We start from the raw sequence: 23,367 nt of genomic DNA, 5'->3' as shown, positions 1-23,367 counted from the left end.
AGATAAAATGGACGTATTAAAAGAGATTAGAACTGAAATTGATAGCGTAGATGGCGAATTGATCAAGCTGTTTGCTAAACGTTTGGCGTTGGTGAAAAAAGTCGGTGAAGTGAAACATCAACATGGTTTGCCCATTTATGTGCCTGAACGGGAGGCAGATATGTTAGCCGCTCGCCGTCAAGAGGCGGAAAAAATCGGGGTGCCAGCGGATTTAATTGAAGATGTGTTACGCCGTTTTATGCGGGAGTCTTACACCAGTGAAAATCATTTTGGTTTTAAAACCGTTAACCCTGACATCAAAAAAATTGTGGTGGTCGGGGGGAATGGTAAACTCGGCGGATTATTTGTGCGTTTCTTAGGTTTATCTGGTTATACCGTGGAGATATTAGGTCGTCAAGATTGGCAACGTGCGGATCAAATTTTAGCCAATGCGGATGTGGTCATTGTTTGTGTACCGATTGCCAATACCTTAGACACCATTGAACGCCTCCAACCTTATTTAACCCCAAATATGTTATTAACGGATTTGACCTCGGTTAAACGTCAGCCATTACAAAAAATGTTGGAAGTCCATCAAGGGGCAGTTGTGGGGTTACATCCTATGTTCGGCCCTGATGTCGCCAGTATGGCAAAACAGGTTATTGTGCGTTGTGATGGGCGTTATCCTGAACGTTATCAATGGTTGCTTGAGCAAATGGCGATTTGGGGGGCGAAAATTTATCAGGTAGAGGCAGCGGAACATGATCACAGCATGACCTATATTCAGGCCTTACGCCATTTTTCCACTTTTGCCAACGGCTTACATTTATCCAAGCAACCGGTGAAATTAGCCAATTTATTAGCCTTGTCATCACCGATTTATCGCTTAGAATTGGCTATGATCGGGCGTTTATTTGCCCAAGATGGTGGCTTATATGCGGATATTATTTTGGATAAACCCGAAAATTTAGCCGTGATTGAAAGTTTAAAAGACAGCTATGTGGAAAGCCTGAAATTCTTTGAAACAGGCGATAAACAAGGCTTTATTGATACCTTTAATCAAGTGAGCCAATGGTTTGGTGAATATTCGGATTTATTTATGAAAGAGAGCCGTCAATTATTACAACAAGCCAATGATCATCGCCAACATGATTGATAAATAGGGCAAATCAACAGGGCAAATTAACAGGTAAAGTGCGGTGAAATCACCGCACTTTTTTGTATTATTCATCATCCACAATATCCACAAATTCTGCGCCCAATACTTGCGCTAAATCCTGTGGTGCCAGTTCCACACTTAATCCCCGTTTTCCCCCTGATACAAAAATGTGCTCAAAATTCACCGCACTTTGGTGAATCACAGTTTTGAGCCGTTTCTTTTGTCCTAACGGGCTGATTCCCCCGACCAAATAACCGCTACTTTTCTGCGCAAATTCTTTGTCTGCCATATCGACTTTTTTCACACCAATAGCTTTGGCGGCTTTTTTCAGGTTAAGCATATTGGCGGTGGGCAACACAAAACAGGCTAATTTTTTCTGGTCCCCATTTTCTGCCACCAGTAAGGTTTTAAAAGATTGATTCGGATTTAAGCCTAATTTTTCCGCTGCCTCGTCGCCAAAATGGGTATTATTTGGATCGTGATCGTAGGTGTGTAACGTAAAGACAATTTTTTGTTTTTTTAGTAAATCTATGGCGGGTGTCATTTTCTTTTCTCCCTGAAAAAGTATAGAATGTAGCGTTATTTTATTACGATGAGAGCAAAAAATGAATAAATTAAATCTCGCCATTGCGGCGGAATTTGAGCTTTGTGAAAGAATTACCGAATTTTTACAGCAAAGTCGCCTTGAAATTAGCCAATTAACGGTGGTGGAAATTTACCCCTTTAATGAAGAACAAGGCGTACGTTTTAACAATAAATCGGTGGCACAAATTCCTGTCGCTGAAGTGGACTGGTCTGCATTTGATTATGTATTGTTTGCCGGTAAAACAGAGCAAGCACCGCATATTGCCAATGCCGCAGAACAGGGTTGTGTGGTGATCGATATGTTGGGCCTGTGTGCCAGTATTTCGGCGGTTCCCGTGATTGTGCCGACGGTCAATGATGAACTACTCACGGAGTTGCGACAACGTAACGCCTTGCATAACATTATCGCCTTACCAAATCCACAAATCACCCAAACTGTGTTGGCCTTGTCGGCATTCATGGCACAATATCCTATTAACCAAGTAATGATCAGTTCGCTTGTGCCGGCCTCTTATCACAACGGTGAAACCGTGAGCAAACTGGTCGGACAAACCGCTCGATTACTGAATGGCATTCCATTAGATGAAAATGAACCACGTTTTGCCTTTGATGTGGCACCATTAGAAAGCAGTTACGCCACCCAAATCAACAAAATTTTTCCGACCTTATCGGTGGTTTATCATAGCATTCAAGTGCCTGTTTTTTATGGTTTAGCCCAAAAAATCACCGCACTTTCGGATTATCAAATCGACCTTGAGCAAATCCAATCCACATGGCAACAACAGGATTTGATTCAACTTGAGGAAAAAATCACGCCGGTTCTCAACGGTGAACAAGAAAATAATGAAGAAACCGTAAAATTACATATTAGTGATTTAAAAATAAGCGAAAATGGCGTAGAATTTTGGACGGTCGCAGATGAGCAACGTTTTAATTTAGCGTGCTTGGCGGTTCAATTATTGGAAAGACTTTTTAATCAACAACCTTAACTTAGGAAATCAATATGCTAGAAAAACTTTTTCAGCTAAAACAAAAGGGCAGTAACACCAAAACGGAAATCGTGGCGGGTATCACTACCTTTTTCACCATGGTCTATATCGTGTTTGTTAACCCTGCGGTATTGGGCGCAGCCGGCATGGACACACAAGTGGTGTTCGTCACCACCTGTTTAATTGCTGCCTTTGGTACCATTGCCATGGGCTTGTTTAGTAACTTGCCGATTGCATTGGCGCCAGCAATGGGATTAAACGCCTTTTTTGCTTATGGCGTGGTGATTAAAATGGGCTATTCTTGGCAAGTGGGCATGGGGGCTATTTTCTTAGGTTCCGTTGGCTTATTTTTGCTTACCGTGTTACAAATTCGCTACTGGTTTATGTCCGCCATTCCAAAAGGGTTGCGAGTAGGGATTGGGGCAGGGATTGGCTTGTTAATTGCCTTAATTGGCTTTAAAAACATGGGCTTAATTATCCCGAACGAGGCCACATTGGTGGCGTTAGGTGACTTGCACGATCCGAAAATCCTGATGGGTATTTTAGGCTTTTTCATTATCGTGGTGTTGTCAGCGAAAGGCGTGCATTCTGGCGTATTGGCCTCTATCGTGGTGATTACCGCCTTAGCGTTAATTTTCGATCCGGCGGTACAATTCCATGGCATTATGTCTATGCCGCCGAGTTTAGATGCGGTAGTGGGCCAAGTGGATATTGCGGGAGCCTTTGATTTAGGCCTATTGGGCATTATTTTCTCATTCCTGTTGGTTAACTTATTTGATTCATCAGGCACCTTAATTGCGGTGACCACCAAAGCGGGTTTTGCTGATGAACAAGGTCGTTTCCCGAAAATGAAACAAGCCTTATTAGTTGACAGTACTTCAGCTATGGTTGGCTCATTTATGGGAACGTCTGCCATCAGCACTTACATTGAAAGTGGTTCAGGTGTTTCGGTAGGCGGTCGTACGGGATTAACCGCCGTTGTAGTCGGTATCTTATTCTTATTGACCATTTTCTTCTCTCCATTAGCCGGTTTAGTGCCAGCCTATGCCACTGCGGGGGCGTTAGTTTTCGTTGGAATTTTAATGGCATCTAGCTTAATTGAAGTGGAATGGAGCGATTTAACCGAGGCCACCCCTGCCTTTATTACCACCGCATTAATGCCATTCACGTATTCCATTACCGAGGGGATTGCCTTTGGTTTTATCACCTACTGCGTGATGAAAGCCTGTACTGGTCGTTGGAAAGAAATTAATGCGTCCGTTTGGGTGGTATCGATTTTATTCTTAATTAAATTTATTTGGATTGGCTAACAACAAGGACATGTTATGCAAAAATTATTATTTATTTTTAATGAATCGCCTTACGGCACCGAGAAAACCTTTAACGGCTTGCGTTTTGCGGTGAATTTATTGGAAGAAAACGGCAAAGAGGTTGAAATCAAAGCCTTTTTCTTCTCTGATTCGGTGTTGTCTGGTTTAGCCGGTCAAAATCCAAATGATGGCTACAATGTACAACAGACCCTTGAAGTCTTAACGGGTTTAGGTGCTGAGGCCAAACTTTGCACCAGTTGCACCAAAGCTCGTGGTATTACACACTTGCCGTTAGTGCAAGGGGTGAGTGTCGGGACATTAGATGATGTTTCCGCTTGGACCTTGTGGGCGGATAAGGTGATTAATTTCTAATTTAATCAGATTTTGCTCGAAATGCGGTGAAAAATTTTGTTGTTTTTCACCGCATTTTTATTTCGCTATCTCGCCCGAAAATTTTTACCCAATGACTCACTTAATCCGTGATAGTGGCGAAAATTATAAATCAACGGTTGCCAAGATTCTGGGCGAATATGCCCTTGTTCATTCACTAAATACTGTTGTGCGTGCAGTTGAACAATTTTAAATTCTATAATGGCATAACCATCTCGCTGACTAATTTGTTGCAACCGCATTTCGGCTTGAATGGGGCATTCCGCAATACGAGTCGGGCGAACTTGTATTGATGTTTGAGCGGTTAATTTTTCCTGAGCAAATTTATCCGAACAATAAGCATAAATACCTTGTTTATGTTTAGGAATCTCAGCTTTACCCGTGAAAGGTGCTATGCTTTCGACTCGTTGAAACATTGTGTTATCAGGTAAATTCAAAACAGCTTCAGGGCAAACTTGTAGATTTTCAAAGGCTTTGCCGCAAGTCCCTAAACCAATCACGATATTATCACCTAAACACCAACTGGATGAAATTGGTGAAATATTGCTATGTCCTTGTTCATCGCAAGTGGTCAGTAGAACCACGGGAAAACCATAATAAAAAGTTTGCATTGGAATGGTCTGGTGCATAGTGTTTATCCTTAATGATGGAGTTTGCTGTTCTTTGATATTTTGATTGTAGCCATTTTAGAGGGAGAGATCAAAAATCAGCTATTTCTTACCGCACTTTTTAAATCTATTTACATAAATAAGTTTTGCATTACTACATTCACCACAAATCCCCCAATAACCAACCATAAAAACACCAAAAAACCTAAAATCAACGGCTTAATGCCAGCTTGTTTAATAGCGCTGATATGGGTGGTTAAACCAAGTGCAGTCATTGCCATCATTAATAAAATGCCGTCTAGTTGAATTAAAAATTGGACAAGTTGAGCTGGTAATAATTGGAAAGAATTAAACACCGCTACCAAAATAAAATACAAGGCAAACCACGGCATATTAAATGGGCTTTTCTCACCCGTTTGAGCTTGTTGTTTGTGTAAATAATAAGACAACACAATTAAAAACGGAGCGAGCATCATGACTCGGAGCATTTTGGTGATGACGGCAATATTGGCAACTTCGGGGGTGATATTTTTCCCGGCCGCATAAACCTGTGCGACTTCATGTACTGATGAGCCGATATAAATGCCGAATTGATTGTCACTTAATCCCTGAATATATTGGTAGAGAATCGGGTAGAGAAACATGGAAATGGTGCCGAAAATCACGATTAAAGCAACGGCAACGGATACTTTATGTGAATCCGCTTTCACCACAGGCTCCGTGGCTAAAATAGCGGCAGCACCGCAAATGCTACAACCGGACGCTGTGAGATAAACAATTTGTTTATCAATTTTTAATAAATAAATACCGATAGCACAGGTGATAAAAAAGGTGCAAATAAGCATGATGGTATCACTGATAATGGCATTGGTACCCACTTGCGCAATGTCTTGAAAGGTGATTTGGAAACCGTATAACACGATCCCTATGCGTAATAACCGCCCTTTAGCAAAGGTGACACCCGCATGGGCTTGTTGTTGCCATTTGGGATATAGCGTGTTACCGACGAGTAACCCCAATAAAATAGCAAGGGTTAAGGCGCCAAGATGTAATTGGCTGGCGAGCGTTGAGAAAGATAAGGCTTTAGCGATTAACGTTATTACCCCGACAATAGCTAAGCCCAACAATGATTTTTTCATTGCTGTACCCCTAAATAGTTGTTAAAAATAAAAAAGTAGATAAACGATTTATTCAAAAAAAGGGAATAAATACGCTGTATTACAACATTAACAAGGTAATTTCAATTCACGAAAGGTCATGGAAAATCCATCAATCATGAGTAATCGCCCTGCTAAAATATTGCCGATTTTTAACCGCACTTTGATCGCCTCCATGGCTTGAATTGAACCGACAATCCCCACAATCGGGGAGAGAACGCCAGCCTCTACGCAACTTAACGCATTGTCACCGAATAATTGGCTTAAATGGTGATAAGTTGGCGTATTGGGTTCATAGCTAAACACCGAAACTTGCCCTTCCATGCGAATCGCGGAACCTGAAACTAATGGCACAAATGCCGATTGACAAGCCCGATCAAGTTGGTTACGGCTTTCTACATTATCGGTACAATCTAACACCACGTCAAATTGCTGTATCAGTTCAGCTAATTTTTTTTCGTCCAGTTTTTCATGGATCGTGTGAATCTCAATGTGTGGATTAAGGGCTTGCAAGGCGATTTTGGCGGATGTGACCTTCGGCATATCAATGCGTTCATCTGTATGCAAGACTTGGCGTTGTAAATTGGAAAGGGAAACCGTATCAAAATCCAACAAGGTCAAATGTCCCACACCCGCAGCAGCCAAATATTGGCTTGCTGCACAGCCCAAACCGCCTAATCCAACAATCAACATGCGACTGTCTTTGAGTTTTTCTTGCCCCTCAAAATCCACCGATTTTAAAATAATTTGGCGGTTGTAACGGAGTTCTTCTGCGTAGTTCAATTCAGACATGGTTTATCTCAATAAATCACTAAAAGGTTCAATGGTGACAGTTTCCCCCACAGCCACATTACCACGTTCTTTCTCAATACGAATAAAGCAGTTACTTTTCACAAAGGCACTGAATAAATGGGAGCCTTGAAAGCCTACGGATTGCACTTCAATTTGTCCTTGTGGATTGACTTGATAAAAGCCACGTTGAAAATCCATACGTCCGACGGCTTTTTTCATTGGGGCAATGGCTATCGCTTGAAGTAGTGTAGCTGGTTGATAATCGGCGCCTGATAAGCGAGCAATCACCGGTTGAACAAGCTGATAAAACGTGACTAACGCCGAAACAGGATTACCCGGTAAACCACAGAACCAGGCATTCGGCAATTTACCAAAGGCAAACGGCTTACCTGGTTTCATGGCAATTTTCCAGAAATTGACTTCCCCCACTTTTTCTAATACGGTTTTAGTGAAATCCGCCTCGCCAACCGATACACCGCCACTGGTAATGACCAAATCTGCTTGAGCCTGAGCGTTCAAAAAGGCTTGTTCAAATTGTTGTTCATTATCTGGCAAAATGCCAAAATCTAGCACCTCACAGCCGAGTTTTTCTAACATCAGTTTTACCGTAAAACGATTGGTATCGTAAATTTGTCCCGCTTGCAACGGTTGTCCAACAGGCACCAGTTCATCTCCGGTGGAAAGTACGGCGACTTTTAAACGTGGATAAACGTCAACCGTTGAAATTCCTAAAGAGGCCAATAATGGCAAAGAAACTGCGGTGAGTTTTTGGCCTTTTTTTAACACCACATCACCAATTTTTACATCTTCGCCAATACGACGAATATTTTGGTTATTTTTTGGTACAGTGGAAAGGGTAATGGTGCCGTCATCATTGACGATAACCTCTTCTTGGATCACCACGGTATCCGCCCCCGCTGGCAACATGGCTCCGGTCATAATTCGCACCGCACTTTGAGCTGGCCATTCGCCTGTAAATGGACTGCCGGCGAAAGATTTTCCTGCAACGGAAAGGGTTAACGATTTTTCCATATCCGCTAAACGAACCGCATAGCCGTCCATGGCCGAATTATCAAAAGACGGCACATTAATCGGCGAAATCACATCTTCCGCACAGACTAAATTGACCGCTTGATCAAGGGAAACTTGCTGATGTTTAGTGGGCGTGGGTAAGGTATTGAGAATGTTATCTAGGGCTTGTTGTAGTGTGAGCATGGTAATCCTTTTGGTAAAGATGAATCTTCTGATTATTTTATACCAAAACTTTTCATCTGGTTAATGATATTCTCATTTTATTCTTCGCTGAATGTTTGTTAGAATAGCCCATTATTTTATTGGAGTTGTAAATGAGCAATATTTCAGCAGAAGCCATTAAGGTGCGTGATGCCTTAGTGGCAAAAGGGATTGAAACCCCAATGGTTAATTTGACCAAGAGTAAAGATCAACGCCGTGATGAAATTGAAAATAAAATGCGTGATGTGTTGGCGTTGATCGGCTTAGATTTAACGGACGATAGTATTGAAGAAACGCCGCACCGTTTGGCAAAAATGTTTGTGGATGAAATTTTTAGCGGACTGGATTATGCCAATTTCCCGAAAATCACCAATATTGAAAATCGCATGAAAGTGAGCGAAATGGTGTTGGTCAATGACGTGACGTTGACCAGTACTTGCGAACATCATTTTGTTACCATTGATGGCACCGTGTCTGTGGCCTATTACCCGAAAAAATGGGTGATTGGGCTATCTAAAATTAATCGAGTCGTCGCCTTTTTTGCTCAACGTCCGCAAGTACAAGAGCGTTTGACTGAGCAAGTGTTATTGGCGTTTCAAACTATTTTGGAAACCGAAGATGTGGCGGTTTATGTAAAAGCCACGCATTTTTGTGTAAAATGCCGAGGGATTAAAGACAGTAATAGTTACACTGTCACATCAGCTTTTGGTGGTGTTTTCTTAGAAGATCGGGAAACCCGAAAAGAGTTTTTGAGTTTGATTAATAAGTAATAATTTTTCACGAGGGCGTCTTATGACGCCTTTTGTTTTATGGCATTGTTCTTAATATTTCTACCTGGTTAGTGTCTGGGTTTCTGGTGGTGAGCGAACAGTGTACACAAGATTTGCCATTTAAAAAACGTACATCACCGATTTGAATTTCTTGCCATTGATGTTCTTCGTTCGGGCATTTGCCGTCAATGACGACATTGGGACGAAATTGGCTAATTTGAATTGGACTGAGGCAATGTTGTTATTGGATAAATAAAAAGCTGAGTAACTTGCATTGTTTCCTTGTTGACAAAAAAGTGCGGTAAAAATTCTTTCAATATTTTTACCGCACTTCCGTTACGTTGTACAGATTATTGAACTAATAAATAGAAATTATTATGTCCACGTTTAACGTTTAATGCTACGGCAGATGGTTTTTCATCAATGGCATCACGTAATTCTTTTAGCGTTTTGACCGGTTGACGGTTAACCCCGACAATGACATCACCGACTTTCAAGCCAACTTGTGCCGCTGGTGAATTTTTCTCGATTTTTTCAATCTCAATACCGTCTTTACCATTGGTTAATGCGGCGCCCTCAAGTGCTGGAAGAATGCCGTCAGTGCTGGTTTCGCCAGATTTCGCAAAATCATCTGCTTGTAATGTCACTTCGGCTTTTTCTGTTTTTCCGTCACGTAAGTAAGTTAATTCAAATTTCTTACCAGCACCAGAGGTGGCAATTTTGGCTCGTAATTCAGCAAAACTTTTGATTTTTTGACCGTTTAATTCGGTGATCACATCACCTGCTTTTAAGCCGGCTTTAGCAGCAGCTGAATTTGGCAAGACTTCACTCACAAATGCACCTTGTTGTGCATCAATATTAAAGGCTTTGGCTAAATCCGCATTGAGTTCACCGCCTTTGATGCCTAATACGCCACGGCGAACTTCACCAAATTCGATAATTTGTTGCACTAAATTATTCGCCATATTGGACGGAATGGCAAAGGCAATTCCTGCATTGCCACCGCTTGGAGAAATAATGGCCGTGTTGATCCCAATTAATTCCCCTTTTAAGTTGATTAATGGGCCTCCTGAATTACCACGGTTTACCGCCGCATCAGTTTGAATATAGTTTTCATAGGTGCCACTGTCGGATCCAGTAGAACGACCCAAGGCAGAAACAATACCAGAAGTCACGGTTTGACCTAAACCAAATGGATTACCGATCGCCACGGTAAAATCACCGACACGTAATTTATCACTGTCGGCAATGCTAATTTGGGTGAGGTTTTTCGGTTTTTCTAATTGCACTAATGCGACGTCAGATTGTTTGTCAGCTCCTAACACTTTACCTTTAAATTCACGTCCATCTTGTAAGGTGATGGTGATTTTATCGGCTTTGTCGATCACATGATTATTGGTTAAGACATAGCCTTTTTCAGCGTTAATAATGACGCCTGACCCCAGTCCTTTAAATTGGCGAGGCGTGCGACTGCCACGATTACCAAAGAAATCATCCCCAAAGAAAAAACGAAATTCTTCAGGAATTTGTTGATCGTTTACCGTACTTTTTTCTTTGCCCTCGACATCAATGGAGACCACCGCAGGCAATACTTTTTCTAACATCGGTGCAAGGCTTGGCACGGCAACGCCTGCGACATCACTTGGCAATTCAGCCATACTGGTCATTGGGGTGCTTAATACGCTTAATCCTAATGCGATAGCCGTTAAAGCCAAACTGGTTTTTTTCATTTTCATAACATTTCCTTTTTAAAAATTAAATGAATAGCTTGTGTATGAATATGACAAGAAAATGGGGTAAATGTTCAGAAATTCAAGGGGGAATTACAATGAAAATATTTATAGTGGATTTATAAACAGTTTGTTATAATGCTATTTCTGGCGTTCGCTAGAAACAAGAAACCCCACCTTGTAGAACGTGGGGCTTCTAAAAAAGGAGTTAGGATATGGTTCTCAAAATTCTTATCCTAGTTATCCTATTACTGATTAGCTTTTATGCTTATTAAGTAATTCGATAATTCCAAAGGGGGAATGGCAGTTCCCCCGATGGCTCCAATCTTAATCATTAACAGGATTAAAATCAAGTGATTTTTATTCTACCTTAACAACCCAACCGTCAGGTGCGGGTTTATCGCCAAATTGAATTCCCACTAATTCTTCATACAGCGCACGTGTTTTTGGTCCCACTTCGGTTTCAGAATAGAAAACATGGAAATCGTCGCCATTTAAAATGCCACCGATTGGCGTAATCACGGCGGCTGTGCCACAAGCGCCGGCTTCAGCAAATTGATCCAGTTCGTTAATATAAATATCACCCTCAATCGCCTCCATGCCAAAGCGTTCTTTGGCTAAATAGAGTAGCGAGTATTTGGTGATACTAGGCAAAATGGACGGTGAAATTGGGGTGATAAATTTATTATCTTTGGTGATCCCAAAGAAATTGGCCGATCCCACTTCTTCAATTTTGGTGTGTGTGGTGGGGTCTAAATAGATACAGTCAGCATAACCCAAGGCTTTCGCTTTTTTACCTGGATAAAGGCTCGCTGCATAATTGCCACCGACTTTAGCAGCACCTGTGCCTTGTGGGGCCGCACGGTCATAATCTGATACCATAAAATTGGTCGGTTTTAATCCGCCTTTAAAATAAGCACCCACCGGGCAAACAAAGATCGAGAAAATATATTCTGGTGCAGGGCTAACGCCAACATTATCCCCAACACCGATTAAAAATGGACGCAAATATAATGTGGCACCTGAACCGTAAGGGCCGACCCATTCTTCATTGGCTTTTACGACCTGCTTACATGCGTCAACAAACATGTCAACAGGCACTTCTGGCATTAACAAACGTTGGCAACTACGTTGCATACGTTTAGCGTTTTCATCAGGGCGGAATAGATTAATTGAACCGTCTTTACAGCGGTAGGCTTTTAAGCCTTCAAAACATTGTTGTCCGTAGTGCAGAGCCGTGGAACCTTCGCTAATATGTAGCACATTATCTGTCACTAATTCGCCTTTTTGCCATTCGCCATTTTTCCAGTAGGCAATGTAACGATAGTCTGTTTTGATATAACTAAATCCGAGATTATTCCAGTCAAGATCTTTCATAATTTATCCTTAATTGAATTTGAAAAAGAGAGTTTTCTAAATCTACATCATAATACGAGGATTGAAAACTATTATTTGAGATTTTCGGCGGGCTAGTGGTAAAATTGTACGATAAAAAAACACCGCACTTGCAAAGTACGGTGTCATCACCCCAAATTTAGGGCAAAATATACAGGAAGTTATGTTCGGTTTCCCGAACAATATGCAAACACAACATAATTAATGAAAGAATTACTCATCATTAAGTATGAGTGTAGTATAATGTCACTGGCTCGACCAGACAACCAAGAAAAATTTATCTGTCGAATAAAAAAAACTAATCCTACAACATAACATTAGGAAAATATTATGGGGAAACGTTTACCGCCCTTAAATTCGTTGAAAGCCTTTGAAAGTTCTGCCAAGCATTTGAGTTTTACCAAAGCGGCAGAAGAACTTTTTGTTACGCAAGCAGCGGTGAGCCATCAAATTAAATTATTGGAAGATTTTTTGGGGCTGGAGCTTTTTGTGCGTAAAAATCGGCTATTAGAATTAACGGAAAAGGGAAAATGGTATTATGGTGAAATTTCACCAATCTTACAAAAACTGGCCAGTGTAACAGAAAAAATTTGCTCACAAAATAAATCGACCTTGACAATTAGTGTGCCACAAACCTTTGCTATTCAATGGCTTGTACCTAGATTAATCCATTTTAATCAACGCTATCCAGATATTGACGTACGGATTCGTGCGGCTGAACAAGATGAGGGCATTTTAAATAAAGACATTGATGTGGCCATTTATTATGGTTACGGAAATTGGGAAAATTTACAAGTGGCATTATTGGCGAAAGCCGATTTAGTGATGTTGGCCTCGCCTAAATTGTTGCAAGAAAAGCCGATTCATTCTGCCGTCGATTTACAGCAACATAAACTGATTCACATTCATCACCATGAAAACTGGCAAATGATGGCCCATGCTTTGGGCGTGGAATTGCCGAATGTGCAAGATGGCGTGGTGTTTAGTCATACCTTAATGGCGTTGCAAACGGCTTTATATGGTCAGGGCTTGATTTTAGCCAATCAGATGTTGGCGCAACAGGAAATTAATCAGGGCAATTTGCAAATTGTGTTGCCAATGAAATTACCTGATCCCAAATCTTTTTATGTGGTGAATAATCTGGTTAGAAATAATGAAAAAACCATCCAAGCCTTTCGAGATTGGATCATACAAGAAATTAATCAACCCGATATTAATAAGGAAAAATAATGGGAAATCGTTTTTTATCTTTAGCCGCTTTCAGCGGATTACTTTGTGTTGCTCTCGGGGCTTTTGTTTCGCATGCCTTACAAGCCAATTTTTCTGAACAACAAATAAGTTGGTTTGATACAGCGTGGAAATACCATGTTTTTCATACGCTTGTTTTGTTGGCGTTAGGCTTTTTTATTTCTGCGACAACGTCACAAAATACGCCTAAATGCCGCCAAACTGCGGTGAATATCATGGGATTTTCATGGGTAGCCGGCATACTGTTATTTAGCGGTTCCCTTTATACCATGGCTATTTGTAACACAAGAGTGATCGTTATGCTTGTTCCTGTTGGCGGTGTCGCCTTTTTGCTCGGTTGGATCACTTTATTTGTGGTATCCGTTCGTTCAAATTTAGCCAAAAAATAGGGGAATATTTTGAATAAACTCGCCCTATATTGCCGCATTGGCTTTGAAAAAGAAGTCGCCGCTGAAATTACCGATAAAGCCACCGCACTTGGCGTGTTCGGTTTTGCTCGAGTACAGGAAAACAGCGGTTATGTGATTTTTGAATGTTATCAAACTGGTGAGGCGGATCGCCTTGCTCGAGAAATGCCGTTTAATCAACTGATTTTCGCTCGACAAATGCTGGTGGTGTCGGATTTATTGAGCGATCTCGATCTTGCCGATCGCATTAGCCCGATTGTGGAAAAATTCGTTGAATTTTCACCGCAGTTTAATTTAAAACAAAGTACCGAAATTCGGGTGGAAACCGCCGATACCAATGAGGCCAAAGAACTATCAGGCTTTTGTAAAAAATTCACCGTGCCACTACGCCAAGCCTTGAAAAAACAGGGTGGATTAGGCTTTAAAGAAATTAAAAAAAGCGGCGTAACTTTGCATTGTTTGTTTGTCGCCAATAATGCTTGTTATGTGGGCTATTCTTATAACAACAACCATTCCGCCCATTTTATGGGAATTCCACGGCTAAAATTCCCTGCGGACGCCCCAAGTCGTTCTACCCTAAAATTAGAGGATGCGATTTTAACGTTTATCCCTAAAGAAGATGAACCGAAACGCCTAAATGACAACATGATTGGCGTGGATCTCGGGGCTTGCCCCGGTGGTTGGACATACCAATTAGTCCGCCGTGGCTTGTTTGTGTATGCGGTGGATCACGGTAAGATGGCCGCTAGTCTGCACGACACAGGACGAATTGAACATTGCCCCGAAGATGGCTTTAAATTTCAACCACCGAAACGTAAAAAAATTGATTGGTTGGTGTGTGATATGGTGGAAAAACCGAGTCGCATTGCCGATTTAATCGCTAAATGGTTGCTGAACGGTTGGTGTCGGGAAACCATTTTTAACTTGAAATTACCCATGAAAAAACGTTATCAAGAAGTGCAACAATGTCTGCAACAGTTGGCAGATAAACTGGATAGCCACGGTATCAAATTTCGCCTGCAAGCCAAACATTTATATCACGACCGAGAAGAAATCACGGTGCATATTCAAGTGAAAAGTGCGGTGTAAAAAGGAGACGTTTTGATGAAAATTGCCTTAGGCATTGAATATAACGGCAAAAATTATTTCGGTTGGCAACGACAACAAGGCGTGGCGAGCGTGCAAGCCGAATTAGAAAAAGCCTTGTCTTTTGTCGCCAACGTTCCTATTGATATATTTTGTGCAGGTCGCACTGACAGCGGCGTGCATGGCACAGGGCAAGTGGTGCATTTTGAAACTGATGTGATTCGTCCTGAAAAAGCCTGGGCGTTTGGTACCAATGCCAATTTGCCTGATGATATTGCGGTGAAATGGGCGAAAATCGTGCCTGATGATTTTCATGCTCGTTTTTCCGCTACGGCACGGCGTTATCGTTATATTTTATACAGCAACAAACTACGTCCTGCCATATTGCCTTATGGCGTAACCCATACCCATTTAGACTTAGATACGGAAAAAATGCAACGAGCAGGGCAGGCATTACTCGGCGAAAATGATTTTACCAGTTTCCGTGCCGCCCAATGCCAATCAAAAACCCCGTGGCGAAATGTCCATCATTTGAAAGTTGAGCGTTTAGGCGATTATATTGTGGTGGATATTCAAGCCAATGCTTTTGTCCATCATATGGTGCGTAACATTGTGGGCAGTTTAATGGAAGTGGGTTGTGGACGACAACCGATAGAATGGATCGCCGAAATTTTAGCTAAAAAAGACCGCAGTTTAGCCGCACCGACCGCCAAACCCGATGGGCTGTATTTAGTGAATGTGCAATATCCTGAGCGATTTGACTTGCCGAAAACGCCGTTAGGACCGTTGTTTTTACCCGAGAAAATAGATGTTGTTTTGTAAATAGGTGGGGGAAAAATCTATTTTTGTGATCTTGATTCCAAAATCAAACACAAAATCTTGCGATTTTTATACCGCACTTAATAATGGTTTCATTTATCTCAACAATGGAGCAACATCATGAAACAACCTTCTCGATATATCGATCTCACCACAGATTATGGTTTTAAACGTGTTTTTGGTACCGAAGTCAATAAAGATTTACTGATTGAATTTCTGAATCAACTTTTTCGTGGTAGAAAAATCATCAAGGATCTCACCTACAACAAGAACGAATATCAAGGCGATATTATCGAATTGGGTACGGTGATTTTTGATTTAACCTGCACGGCGGATAACGGCGAACAATTTATTATTGAAATGCAACGTAGTGCTAAAAAACGATTTAAGGAACGAACTATTTACTATGGCGCCAAACTGCTCAGTGATCAAGCGCCAAAAGGCGACAGAAAAAATTGGAGCTATAATATTAGCGAAGTCTATGTCATAGTCATAATGGATGACTTTACTTTAACAGACAAAAATGATCAATATTTGCACGACATTTGTTTATGTGACAGAGATACAGGTCATGTATTTTATGATAGACTAGGTTTTATTTATGTTGAATTGATGAATTTTGACAAACAAGAAAATGAACTGGATACTGACTTAGAAAAATGGCTATTTGTGCTCAAAAATATGGCAAAATTAGACAAGCTACCCACATTTTTAAGAAAGCCGATTTTCGAAAAATTGTTTAATATTGCCGAATACAGCAATTTATCCAAGGGAGAAAAGAATATGTATGATGTGAGTTTAAAACGCAAATGGGATGCCTGTTACATACGAGAGGGAATTCAAATGGAATTGCAAGAGGCGAAAGTTCAAGGGTTGGAGCAAGGCATACAGCAAGGTCGGTTAGAAAATATGCAAGAAACGGCTAGAAAAATGTTGGCAAAGGGGTTTGATACACAGACCATTTCGGCAATTATTGATTTACCTGTTGATGAAATAAAAAAATTAATGCAGTAAAGATTGATTTTCGTTGTTTTAATGCCGTGCTATTTCGGCAAAGAATAACGGAAATTTATTACAGAAAAACCTACAAAAAAAGCAAATTTTGTGGTTAAATAGCAAAAATTTCCGTTTAACAAAACTAAGGTTAAATAATGAGCTGGATTGATAAAATTTTTAGTAAATCACCATCATCTTCATCAAGCAAAAAAGCGAATGTGCCAGAGGGCGTATGGACAAAATGTACCTCGTGCGAACAGGTGCTGTATCGTGATGAGTTAAAACGTCATTTAGAGGTGTGTCCAAAATGTGGTCATCATATGCGAATTGATGCCCGTGAACGCTTGGCAGCCTTGTTGGATAAAGACAGCATTGTGGAAATTGCGGCAGAACTTGAACCGCAAGATGTGCTAAAATTCAAAGATTTGAAAAAATATAAAGATCGTATTACTGCCGCACAAAAAGAAACCGGCGAAAAAGATGCCTTAATTACGGTTTCAGGCACCCTTTATGGCATGCCGATTGTGGCTGCAGCCTCCAATTTTAGCTTTATGGGCGGTTCAATGGGATCGGTGGTCGGCGCAAAATTCGTGAAAGCAGCGGAACAAGCGCTTGAGAAAAATTGTCCGTTTGTCTGTTTCTCTGCCAGTGGCGGAGCGCGTATGCAAGAGGCCTTGTTATCCCTAATGCAAATGTCAAAAACCAGTGCAGTATTGGCAAAAATGAAAGAAAAAGGTGTGCCGTTTATTTCGGTATTGACTGACCCCACTTTAGGTGGTGTATCGGCCAGTTTTGCCATGTTAGGTGATTTAAATATTGCCGAACCAAAAGCCTTAATTGGTTTTGCGGGTCCTCGAGTCATTGAGCAAACCGTGCGTGAAAAATTGCCAGAGGGATTCCAACGTGCGGAATTTTTATTAGAGCATGGTGCCATTGATATGATCGTCAAACGTTCAGAAATGCGTGAAAAATTGGCGAATATTTTAAGCCAATTAATGGGCTTGCCATCACCATTTATTGAGCCTGAATTACTTGAACATAACGAAGAAACAGTTGAAACAGATATCAAATAGGACCATTTGATTTATGTCAGATAATTTAAAAGCCACGTCGCCAACGCTACAATCTAGCCTTGACGAGTGGCTTTATTATTTAGAAAACAGCCATTTTAAAGCCATTGATCTTGGCTTGGAACGCATAAAATCCGTGGCGGAAACATTGAATTTATTACGCCCAGCACCTTATGTGATCACGGTCGGTGGTACCAATGGAAAAGGCACAACTTGCCGTTTATTGGAAACCATCTTGCTGAATGCGGGTTATAAGGTTGGCGTGTATTCTTCGCCACATTTAATTTGTTATAATGAACGGGTACGCATTAATAATCAAGATGTGGCGGATCAAAAGCATATTCAATCCTTTGATTTTATTAATCAAAATAAAACCCAATCGCTGACCTATTTTGAATTTAGCACCCTGTCGGCCTTGCATTTATTTAAGCAAGCCAACCTTGATGTGGTGATTTTAGAAGTGGGTTTAGGTGGTCGATTAGATGCCACCAATATTGTGGACGCCGATATGGCGGTGATTACCAGTATTGATATTGATCACGTGGATTTTTTAGGCGATACCAGAGAAAAGATTGCCTTTGAAAAGGCGGGCATTTTTCGAGCTAATCACCCCGTGATTATTGGCGAACCTCATATTCCTGATACGATGACCGATCATGCAAAATCACTGCATTGTTCACTTTTTTGTCGTGATCAAGATTGGCAATTTGAGCAAACAGGGCAGAGTTGGATGTGGTTCACTTCCACATTGCGCCTAGAAAATTTACCACTATGCCAAATTCCATTGCCTAATGCAGCGACGGCTTTGGCGGCAGTGCAAGCCTTGCCGTTTGCGATTTCTGAAAACATTATTCGTCAATCTTTAGCGGAAGTAGAATTAGTTGGGCGTTTTCAAACCATTCAACCTGAAAATTTAACCGCCGTGGCACAATTTTGTCAGAAAAAGATTGCTGATTTACCGCAGATTATCATTGATGTCGGACATAACCCCCATGCGGCTCGTTATTTAGCCGAAAAATTAGCTCAACTTAAACAAAAAATTCATGGAAAAATCACCGCAGTTTGCGGGATCTTACAGGATAAAGATGCGGAAAATGTGCTTTCTCCGTTGCTCTCTGTTATTGATAATTGGCATTGTGTGACGCTATCAGGTTACCGTGGGCAAACGGGCGAACAGTTAGCTGAAAAATTGCAATCCGTGGCAGAGAAGAAAGGAATTTCAGTGAGCGTTCAAACTGAAAATTCAGTTGCCCTCGGGGTAAAAAGTGCGGTGCAAAAATCAGCTAAAAATGATGTGGTTTTAGTGTTTGGCTCTTTCCATACTGTTGGAGAATTTTTGCAAATTTAAACCGCAGACATAACGGATAAAAGTGCAGTGGAAGTGCTGCACTTCATATCGTTATTTATGCCAAATGCCCCACATCATTCACTTTTTCCACAATAAATCGCCCTTGCGCATTTTCCTCTTGCACATAACGAACCACGCTAATTGAGGTATTGGCTAGCGTTTCACTTTTCCCATTTTCACGGTGATTTTGCCACGTGGCACCGTTTAATAAGGCGATCAATAAACGTAGTGTATGGCCGTGCGAAACAATTAGAATATTGCCTTTATCATGAATTTTAATGATGTCATGAATGGCTTTGGTGGCACGTTCCGCTAACTGTTGCCATGTTTCACCGTTATTACAGCGGGCTTGATAATTCGCAGGATCATTGAGCATTTGTTGAAATTCGGGATGTTGACGAATATTGTCCACTAAGGTTCCCTCCCAACTGCCAAAATGATGTTCATTTAACCCATTATGCTGAAAAAGAGGCACATCACGCTCACCTAAAATATGTTGAGCGGTGTCAATAGTCCGTTGTAAACAGCTAGCATAGGCAGCGACAAAAGGAATAGTTTGCAAAACCTCCCCCGTTTTCACCGCACCTTGCACGCCTTGTTCGGTGAGATTAGAGTTGCCTGAGCCTTGCATTAAACCTTGTTCATTCCAAATAGTGCGACCGTGACGGACGAAATAAAAGCGGAGATCTTTATTCATGCTGTATTTTCCTTTAAGATAGGGTAATGAGGTTATTATGCTAGAAATTATATATCAACATCAAGATTTTATCATCATCAATAAACCTTGCGGATTAAGTGTTCACAAAGATGATAATGAGAGAGGCTTAACGCAAATCGTGGCAAATCAACTTGGCGTGGCGCAAGTTTGGTTGGTTCATCGTTTAGATAAAGTCACTTCGGGCTTGTTGATGTTAGCCTTAAACCAACCGGCGGCCGTTCGCTTGTCGGGTTTGTTTGCGGCACATCAAATTCAGAAAACCTATTTAGCCTTGTCAGCGCATAAACCGAAAAAGAAACAAGGCCTGATTGTGGGAGATATGAAAAAGGCACGGCGTGGTGCGTGGAAATTGCTGAAAAGTAAAGAAAATCCAGCAATTACTCGTTTTTATTCCATCAGTTGTGAGCCAAATTTACGCTTATTTGTATTAACACCGCAAACAGGCAAAACCCATCAGTTGCGAGTTACCATGAAAAGTTTAGGTAGCCCGATTTTAGGGGACGAACTGTATGGCGATAAAACGGAAAATATTGACCGCACTTATTTGCATGCCTACGGTTTAGATTTTGTTTACCAAAATCAGCCCATTCATGTGAAATACTTGCCAAACTGCGGTGAATTTTTTCAGCGAAATTCTGTATTAAACCAACTGAATTTAGTTAACTAAATTTTGTAAAAAAGAGTTGAAAAAATCAGCAAATAGCCTATGATTGATCTTGAACATTATTTCTATTAACAAGGAGTTTACTATGGCATTAGGTTGGTATGAATTAAAATTAGCGAGCGATGGACAGTTTATGTTCAATTTAAAAGCGGCAAATAGTCAGGTTATTTTAACCAGTGAATTATATAAAACCCGAGCAGCAGCTGAAAATGGTATTGCGTCTGTACAAAAAAATGGGGCAGATGAAAGTCTATTTGAATATCGAGTAGCGAAAAACGACAAGCCTTATTTTGTGTTAAAAGCTAAAAATCATCAAGAAATTGGCCGTAGTCAATATTATTCCTCACAAGAATCAGCCAAAAATGGTGTGAAATCCGTAATGAATAATGCGGCAACCACCACGGTTAAGGATTTAACCAAAGCCTAATCACAACATAAGCCATTCAATAGAATGGCTTTTTTATCTTAACGCCACGAGCATATCGTTAATCGCTGAACAAAGCAGATCACGGTCATGACGATAGGTGACATCGTCTGCGTTTAGTTTACTGACTAACAGCTTAATATTTAATGCCGTTTCATCAATCGGCACAGGCGTAATGGCACCGTCCACAATATTTTCGCCTACGGTTTGATTAATCCACTGAATACGGTCAGGTAAGGATAAATGGGCTGCGGGGCTGTGTTCTACACCAAGATTATCAATAAAAATAATATGCGCAGAGGTTTGTTTGAGCGCTTGGATAATTTCGGGTAATAAAAGGGTTGGCATAATACTGGTGAGAAAACTGCCTGGGCCGAGTAAAATGACATCAGCTTGTAAAATCGCTTGAATCGCCTCGGGGGAGGCGTTGACATTGGGGTAGAGAAAAAGTTGCGCTGGGAGCTGTTGTAGATTGTCTACGGCCACTTCGCCGAGAATATTTTCGCCCGAGGGCAACGTGGCACCCAGATGGACGGGGTCATCTGACATGGGTAAAAGAAAGGATTTTACTCTCAAGAAGTTACGAATTAAATTAATCGCATCCGTAGGCCGAATTTGCATATCTTCAAGGGCTTTTAAAATCAAATTACCGAGATTATGCCCCGCCAATTCCCCCGTGCCAGAAAAACGATATTCAAACACGGCCGAGGCGGTGGTGGGGGTGGCAATAATTTGGGTTAAGCAGTTGCGTAAATCGCCCCATGCAATACCGCCGTGATCGTGGCGAATGCGTCCTGTAGACCCGCCATTATCGGTGGTCGCCACAATGCCAGTGAGCTGTTCTTTTAAGAAACTTAAGGCCGACATCACACGCCCTAAACCATGACCACCCCCGATGGCGACGAGGTGTTTAACTTGTTTGAGCGAGCTGTTGTTCGGCATAATTTATTTTTCCTGTGATAAAAGTGCGGTGTTAATTTACCATTTTTCCCTATATTTAGAAAGGTTATTTTACGCTATATAAACTAAGCTATAATTGAAGAAAAGGAATTCCAATATATTTCTACCTAAATAGTGTTAATCCTCAGCTTTTAAGTTGTACTTTGGGACTATCTCTTTTAAAATAAAGATAATTTCATATACCGAGCTTGTGTGCCTACGTCAATATAGATAGGGTAGCAATGCCAGTGATCGCCAAATGGGTTGGCGGTTGCTCGGGGATACGCTGGAAACGGTTTGTCCTATTCTTTTTATAAAGGTATTTAATGCACAATATTCCTATCCGAAACTTGTCGGCGCGGTTAGTTGATCCGTTCCAACGAGAATACTACTATTTGCGGCTGTCCATTACGGATGTCTGCAATTTTCGTTGTAACTATTGTTTACCCAATGGTTATCAGCCCCATCCTGAACGGGATAAATTCCTCAATGTCGACGAAATTCGCCGTGTGGTGCGTGCTTTTGCTGCCATGGGAACAGAAAAAGTGCGACTCACAGGCGGTGAGCCGACCTTACGCAAAGATTTTGTTGAAATCGTGGAAAATATTGCTGATATGGAGAATATTCACACCTTGGCATTAACCACCAATGGCTATCGGATGGCAAAAGACGTGGCAGCGTGGCGAAAAGCAGGGATTACGTCCATTAATGTCAGCGTAGATAGCCTAAACTCCCGCCAGTTTCACCGCATTACGGGAGAAGATAAATTTGATGATGTGATGCGAGGCATTGAGCGAGCCTTTGATGTAGGTTATCAGAAAATTAAGATTAATTCCGTACTGATGAAAGACTACAATGACGGCGAACTTGCGCAGTTTTTGGCGTGGATTAAACACCGCCCGATTCAAATGCGGTTTATTGAATTAATGCAAACAGGGGAGATGGATCATTTTTTCCAACGTCATCATCTTTCAGGGCAGCTTTTAGCGGATAAATTAGTGCAACAAGGTTGGCAATTACAACCAAAAGGGCGAACAGATGGTCCTGCGAAAGTATTTTCTCACCCCGATTATCAAGGGGAAATTGGCTTGATTATGCCTTATGAGAAACATTTTTGCACCAGTTGCAACCGCTTGCGCGTGTCAGCGAAAGGCAAATTACATTTATGTTTATTTGGTGAAGAAGGGACGGATATTCGAGATTTGTTACAATCGGATAATCAGCAACTATTGTTACAAGCAAGGCTTTTTGCTGCGTTACAGGGTAAGCGTGAGCATCATTATTTACATCAAGGCGATAGTGGTGTAAGAACCAATTTAGCCAGTATTGGTGGGTAAAGAATAGTCAATATTTGTTTTTTTGTGTTGATTATATTTAATTTAGGAGATGATTGTAGGGGCGTATTGCATACGCCCTCATCTCGAATTTGCAAATTTGCCCTAAAAAAATTGGGGCAAGCATTAAAAGGGCGTATGCAATACGCCCCTTGTATACAAAAAACAAAGTATAATAGGCACCGAAACCCAATAAGTTATCCACAGCTTGAACGCC

Annotated in this window: 25 protein-coding genes and 1 riboswitch; of the genes, 15 read left to right on the top strand and 10 right to left on the bottom strand. The window is 41.2% G+C overall.

The window, feature by feature from the left end; genetic code table 11:
* The first annotated feature begins 7 nt into the window (after positions 1 to 7).
* A complete protein-coding gene (tyrA, locus tag ACTG7X_RS06900; protein WP_439257781.1) occupies positions 8 to 1,135 on the top strand; it encodes a bifunctional chorismate mutase/prephenate dehydrogenase in 1,128 nt (375 codons plus the stop codon).
* Between the two features lie 67 nt (positions 1,136 to 1,202).
* Here tyrA and ybaK read toward each other — a convergent pair whose 3' ends face one another.
* Positions 1,203 to 1,682, bottom strand: a complete 480-nt coding sequence (ybaK, locus tag ACTG7X_RS06895) for a Cys-tRNA(Pro) deacylase (protein ID WP_439257780.1) — start codon at positions 1,680 to 1,682, stop codon at positions 1,203 to 1,205.
* A 61-nt stretch (positions 1,683 to 1,743) separates the two neighbouring features.
* Between ybaK and ACTG7X_RS06890 the strand changes: the two genes are divergently transcribed.
* The 3 genes from ACTG7X_RS06890 to ACTG7X_RS06880 are packed head-to-tail and all read left to right on the top strand — an operon-like array spanning position 1,744 to position 4,394.
* Positions 1,744 to 2,712, top strand: a complete 969-nt coding sequence (locus ACTG7X_RS06890) for an oxidoreductase (protein ID WP_439257779.1) — start codon at positions 1,744 to 1,746, stop codon at positions 2,710 to 2,712.
* A gap of 14 nt (positions 2,713 to 2,726) precedes the next feature.
* Complete coding sequence (locus tag ACTG7X_RS06885) at positions 2,727 to 4,022, top strand: NCS2 family permease (RefSeq protein ID WP_439241678.1); 1,296 nt, start codon at positions 2,727 to 2,729, stop codon at positions 4,020 to 4,022.
* Between the two features lie 15 nt (positions 4,023 to 4,037).
* Positions 4,038 to 4,394, top strand: coding sequence for a DsrE/DsrF/TusD sulfur relay family protein (locus ACTG7X_RS06880; RefSeq protein WP_439257778.1), 357 nt, complete (start codon positions 4,038 to 4,040; stop codon positions 4,392 to 4,394).
* A 65-nt stretch (positions 4,395 to 4,459) separates the two neighbouring features.
* Here ACTG7X_RS06880 and ACTG7X_RS06875 read toward each other — a convergent pair whose 3' ends face one another.
* The 4 genes from ACTG7X_RS06875 to moeA all read right to left on the bottom strand — a co-directional run bounded on the left by ACTG7X_RS06875 (position 4,460) and on the right by moeA (position 8,184).
* Positions 4,460 to 5,041 (bottom strand): flavin reductase family protein, encoded by a 582-nt coding sequence (locus ACTG7X_RS06875; protein ID WP_439257777.1) that lies wholly within the window; start codon positions 5,039 to 5,041, stop codon positions 4,460 to 4,462.
* 110 nt (positions 5,042 to 5,151) lie between these two features.
* On the bottom strand, positions 5,152 to 6,159 hold the full coding sequence (locus ACTG7X_RS06870) for a YeiH family putative sulfate export transporter (RefSeq protein ID WP_439257776.1): 1,008 nt from the start codon (positions 6,157 to 6,159) through the stop codon (positions 5,152 to 5,154).
* An 87-nt stretch (positions 6,160 to 6,246) separates the two neighbouring features.
* Positions 6,247 to 6,969, bottom strand: a complete 723-nt coding sequence (gene moeB / locus ACTG7X_RS06865; RefSeq protein ID WP_439257775.1) for a molybdopterin-synthase adenylyltransferase MoeB — start codon at positions 6,967 to 6,969, stop codon at positions 6,247 to 6,249.
* A 3-nt stretch (positions 6,970 to 6,972) separates the two neighbouring features.
* Positions 6,973 to 8,184, bottom strand: coding sequence for a molybdopterin molybdotransferase MoeA (gene moeA, locus ACTG7X_RS06860; protein WP_439257774.1), 1,212 nt, complete (start codon positions 8,182 to 8,184; stop codon positions 6,973 to 6,975).
* 131 nt (positions 8,185 to 8,315) lie between these two features.
* Here moeA and folE point away from each other — a divergent pair, with 131 nt between their 5' ends.
* Positions 8,316 to 8,972, top strand: coding sequence for a GTP cyclohydrolase I FolE (gene folE, locus ACTG7X_RS06855; protein WP_439257773.1), 657 nt, complete (start codon positions 8,316 to 8,318; stop codon positions 8,970 to 8,972).
* A 37-nt stretch (positions 8,973 to 9,009) separates the two neighbouring features.
* Here folE and ACTG7X_RS06850 read toward each other — a convergent pair whose 3' ends face one another.
* The 3 genes from ACTG7X_RS06850 to ACTG7X_RS06840 form a co-directional block, all read right to left on the bottom strand.
* Complete coding sequence (locus tag ACTG7X_RS06850; RefSeq protein WP_439257854.1) at positions 9,010 to 9,189, bottom strand: MOSC domain-containing protein; 180 nt, start codon at positions 9,187 to 9,189, stop codon at positions 9,010 to 9,012.
* 133 nt (positions 9,190 to 9,322) lie between these two features.
* Complete coding sequence (locus tag ACTG7X_RS06845; RefSeq protein WP_439257853.1) at positions 9,323 to 10,702, bottom strand: Do family serine endopeptidase; 1,380 nt, start codon at positions 10,700 to 10,702, stop codon at positions 9,323 to 9,325.
* 360 nt (positions 10,703 to 11,062) lie between these two features.
* Positions 11,063 to 12,082, bottom strand: a complete 1,020-nt coding sequence (locus tag ACTG7X_RS06840; RefSeq protein ID WP_439257852.1) for a branched-chain amino acid aminotransferase — start codon at positions 12,080 to 12,082, stop codon at positions 11,063 to 11,065.
* Between the two features lie 345 nt (positions 12,083 to 12,427).
* Here ACTG7X_RS06840 and ACTG7X_RS06835 point away from each other — a divergent pair, with 345 nt between their 5' ends.
* The 7 genes from ACTG7X_RS06835 to folC all read left to right on the top strand — a co-directional run bounded on the left by ACTG7X_RS06835 (position 12,428) and on the right by folC (position 19,071).
* Positions 12,428 to 13,327 carry a transcriptional regulator GcvA gene (locus tag ACTG7X_RS06835; protein ID WP_439257772.1) on the top strand — a complete coding sequence of 300 codons (900 nt, stop codon included), beginning with the start codon at positions 12,428 to 12,430 and terminating at the stop codon, positions 13,325 to 13,327.
* The gene (locus tag ACTG7X_RS06830; protein ID WP_439241662.1) at positions 13,327 to 13,734 is read left to right on the top strand and encodes a DUF423 domain-containing protein; all 408 of its coding nucleotides are present in this window, start codon (positions 13,327 to 13,329) and stop codon (positions 13,732 to 13,734) included. The genes ACTG7X_RS06835 and ACTG7X_RS06830 overlap by 1 nt, the downstream gene beginning before the upstream one ends.
* Before the next feature lie 9 nt (positions 13,735 to 13,743).
* Positions 13,744 to 14,841, top strand: a complete 1,098-nt coding sequence (gene rlmM / locus ACTG7X_RS06825; RefSeq protein ID WP_439257771.1) for a 23S rRNA (cytidine(2498)-2'-O)-methyltransferase RlmM — start codon at positions 13,744 to 13,746, stop codon at positions 14,839 to 14,841.
* A gap of 15 nt (positions 14,842 to 14,856) precedes the next feature.
* Complete coding sequence (gene truA / locus ACTG7X_RS06820; protein ID WP_439257770.1) at positions 14,857 to 15,660, top strand: tRNA pseudouridine(38-40) synthase TruA; 804 nt, start codon at positions 14,857 to 14,859, stop codon at positions 15,658 to 15,660.
* 117 nt (positions 15,661 to 15,777) lie between these two features.
* Entirely contained in the window at positions 15,778 to 16,671 is an 894-nt protein-coding gene (locus ACTG7X_RS06815; RefSeq protein ID WP_439257769.1) for an Rpn family recombination-promoting nuclease/putative transposase, read from the top strand.
* 137 nt (positions 16,672 to 16,808) lie between these two features.
* Positions 16,809 to 17,726 (top strand): acetyl-CoA carboxylase, carboxyltransferase subunit beta, encoded by a 918-nt coding sequence (gene accD, locus ACTG7X_RS06810; RefSeq protein ID WP_439257768.1) that lies wholly within the window; start codon positions 16,809 to 16,811, stop codon positions 17,724 to 17,726.
* A 13-nt stretch (positions 17,727 to 17,739) separates the two neighbouring features.
* On the top strand, positions 17,740 to 19,071 hold the full coding sequence (gene folC / locus ACTG7X_RS06805) for a bifunctional tetrahydrofolate synthase/dihydrofolate synthase (protein WP_439257767.1): 1,332 nt from the start codon (positions 17,740 to 17,742) through the stop codon (positions 19,069 to 19,071).
* A 55-nt stretch (positions 19,072 to 19,126) separates the two neighbouring features.
* On the opposite strand, the gene ACTG7X_RS06800 is transcribed toward folC, so the two are convergent.
* Complete coding sequence (locus ACTG7X_RS06800) at positions 19,127 to 19,768, bottom strand: histidine phosphatase family protein (protein ID WP_439257766.1); 642 nt, start codon at positions 19,766 to 19,768, stop codon at positions 19,127 to 19,129.
* Between the two features lie 37 nt (positions 19,769 to 19,805).
* On the opposite strand from ACTG7X_RS06800, the gene ACTG7X_RS06795 reads away from it, so the two are divergent.
* Both ACTG7X_RS06795 and ACTG7X_RS06790 read left to right on the top strand, forming a co-directional pair.
* A complete protein-coding gene (locus ACTG7X_RS06795; protein WP_439257765.1) occupies positions 19,806 to 20,456 on the top strand; it encodes a TIGR01621 family pseudouridine synthase in 651 nt (216 codons plus the stop codon).
* 82 nt (positions 20,457 to 20,538) lie between these two features.
* Positions 20,539 to 20,880: a YegP family protein gene (locus tag ACTG7X_RS06790; RefSeq protein ID WP_439257764.1), complete on the top strand. Its 342-nt coding sequence runs from the start codon at positions 20,539 to 20,541 to the stop codon at positions 20,878 to 20,880.
* A gap of 33 nt (positions 20,881 to 20,913) precedes the next feature.
* Here the strand turns inward: ACTG7X_RS06790 and ACTG7X_RS06785 are convergent, their stop codons facing one another.
* Positions 20,914 to 21,819: a gluconeogenesis factor YvcK family protein gene (locus ACTG7X_RS06785; protein ID WP_439257763.1), complete on the bottom strand. Its 906-nt coding sequence runs from the start codon at positions 21,817 to 21,819 to the stop codon at positions 20,914 to 20,916.
* Positions 21,820 to 22,005: 186 nt separating this feature from the next.
* Positions 22,006 to 22,154: riboswitch (molybdenum cofactor riboswitch) on the top strand.
* Between ACTG7X_RS06785 and moaA the strand changes: the two genes are divergently transcribed.
* Positions 22,143 to 23,153: a GTP 3',8-cyclase MoaA gene (moaA, locus tag ACTG7X_RS06780; protein WP_439257762.1), complete on the top strand. Its 1,011-nt coding sequence runs from the start codon at positions 22,143 to 22,145 to the stop codon at positions 23,151 to 23,153. (Overlaps the previous riboswitch by 12 nt.)
* Positions 23,154 to 23,367: the final 214 nt, after the last annotated feature.

It is taken from the genome of Lonepinella sp. BR2271, from assembly GCF_051851515.1.
In the GTDB taxonomy this organism is placed as follows: Bacteria; Pseudomonadota; Gammaproteobacteria; order Enterobacterales; family Pasteurellaceae; genus Lonepinella.
The sequence above is the reverse complement of the archived record's forward strand: the minus strand, read 5'-3'. Positions and strand labels throughout refer to the sequence as shown.

Excerpts from the sequence above, each read along its gene's own strand:
- tyrA (WP_439257781.1), top strand. The coding sequence starts at position 8 with ATGGACGTATTAAAAGAGATTAGAACTGAAATTGATAGCGTAGATGGC.
- ybaK (WP_439257780.1), bottom strand. The coding sequence starts at position 1,682 with ATGACACCCGCCATAGATTTACTAAAAAAACAAAAAATTGTCTTTACG.
- ACTG7X_RS06890 (WP_439257779.1), top strand. The coding sequence starts at position 1,744 with ATGAATAAATTAAATCTCGCCATTGCGGCGGAATTTGAGCTTTGTGAA.
- ACTG7X_RS06885 (WP_439241678.1), top strand. The coding sequence starts at position 2,727 with ATGCTAGAAAAACTTTTTCAGCTAAAACAAAAGGGCAGTAACACCAAA.
- ACTG7X_RS06880 (WP_439257778.1), top strand. The coding sequence starts at position 4,038 with ATGCAAAAATTATTATTTATTTTTAATGAATCGCCTTACGGCACCGAG.
- ACTG7X_RS06875 (WP_439257777.1), bottom strand. The coding sequence starts at position 5,041 with ATGCACCAGACCATTCCAATGCAAACTTTTTATTATGGTTTTCCCGTG.
- ACTG7X_RS06870 (WP_439257776.1), bottom strand. The coding sequence starts at position 6,159 with ATGAAAAAATCATTGTTGGGCTTAGCTATTGTCGGGGTAATAACGTTA.
- moeB (WP_439257775.1), bottom strand. The coding sequence starts at position 6,969 with ATGTCTGAATTGAACTACGCAGAAGAACTCCGTTACAACCGCCAAATT.
- moeA (WP_439257774.1), bottom strand. The coding sequence starts at position 8,184 with ATGCTCACACTACAACAAGCCCTAGATAACATTCTCAATACCTTACCC.
- folE (WP_439257773.1), top strand. The coding sequence starts at position 8,316 with ATGAGCAATATTTCAGCAGAAGCCATTAAGGTGCGTGATGCCTTAGTG.
- ACTG7X_RS06845 (WP_439257853.1), bottom strand. The coding sequence starts at position 10,702 with ATGAAAAAAACCAGTTTGGCTTTAACGGCTATCGCATTAGGATTAAGC.
- ACTG7X_RS06835 (WP_439257772.1), top strand. The coding sequence starts at position 12,428 with ATGGGGAAACGTTTACCGCCCTTAAATTCGTTGAAAGCCTTTGAAAGT.
- ACTG7X_RS06830 (WP_439241662.1), top strand. The coding sequence starts at position 13,327 with ATGGGAAATCGTTTTTTATCTTTAGCCGCTTTCAGCGGATTACTTTGT.
- truA (WP_439257770.1), top strand. The coding sequence starts at position 14,857 with ATGAAAATTGCCTTAGGCATTGAATATAACGGCAAAAATTATTTCGGT.
- ACTG7X_RS06815 (WP_439257769.1), top strand. The coding sequence starts at position 15,778 with ATGAAACAACCTTCTCGATATATCGATCTCACCACAGATTATGGTTTT.
- accD (WP_439257768.1), top strand. The coding sequence starts at position 16,809 with ATGAGCTGGATTGATAAAATTTTTAGTAAATCACCATCATCTTCATCA.
- folC (WP_439257767.1), top strand. The coding sequence starts at position 17,740 with ATGTCAGATAATTTAAAAGCCACGTCGCCAACGCTACAATCTAGCCTT.
- ACTG7X_RS06800 (WP_439257766.1), bottom strand. The coding sequence starts at position 19,768 with ATGAATAAAGATCTCCGCTTTTATTTCGTCCGTCACGGTCGCACTATT.
- ACTG7X_RS06795 (WP_439257765.1), top strand. The coding sequence starts at position 19,806 with ATGCTAGAAATTATATATCAACATCAAGATTTTATCATCATCAATAAA.
- ACTG7X_RS06790 (WP_439257764.1), top strand. The coding sequence starts at position 20,539 with ATGGCATTAGGTTGGTATGAATTAAAATTAGCGAGCGATGGACAGTTT.
- ACTG7X_RS06785 (WP_439257763.1), bottom strand. The coding sequence starts at position 21,819 with ATGCCGAACAACAGCTCGCTCAAACAAGTTAAACACCTCGTCGCCATC.
- moaA (WP_439257762.1), top strand. The coding sequence starts at position 22,143 with ATGCACAATATTCCTATCCGAAACTTGTCGGCGCGGTTAGTTGATCCG.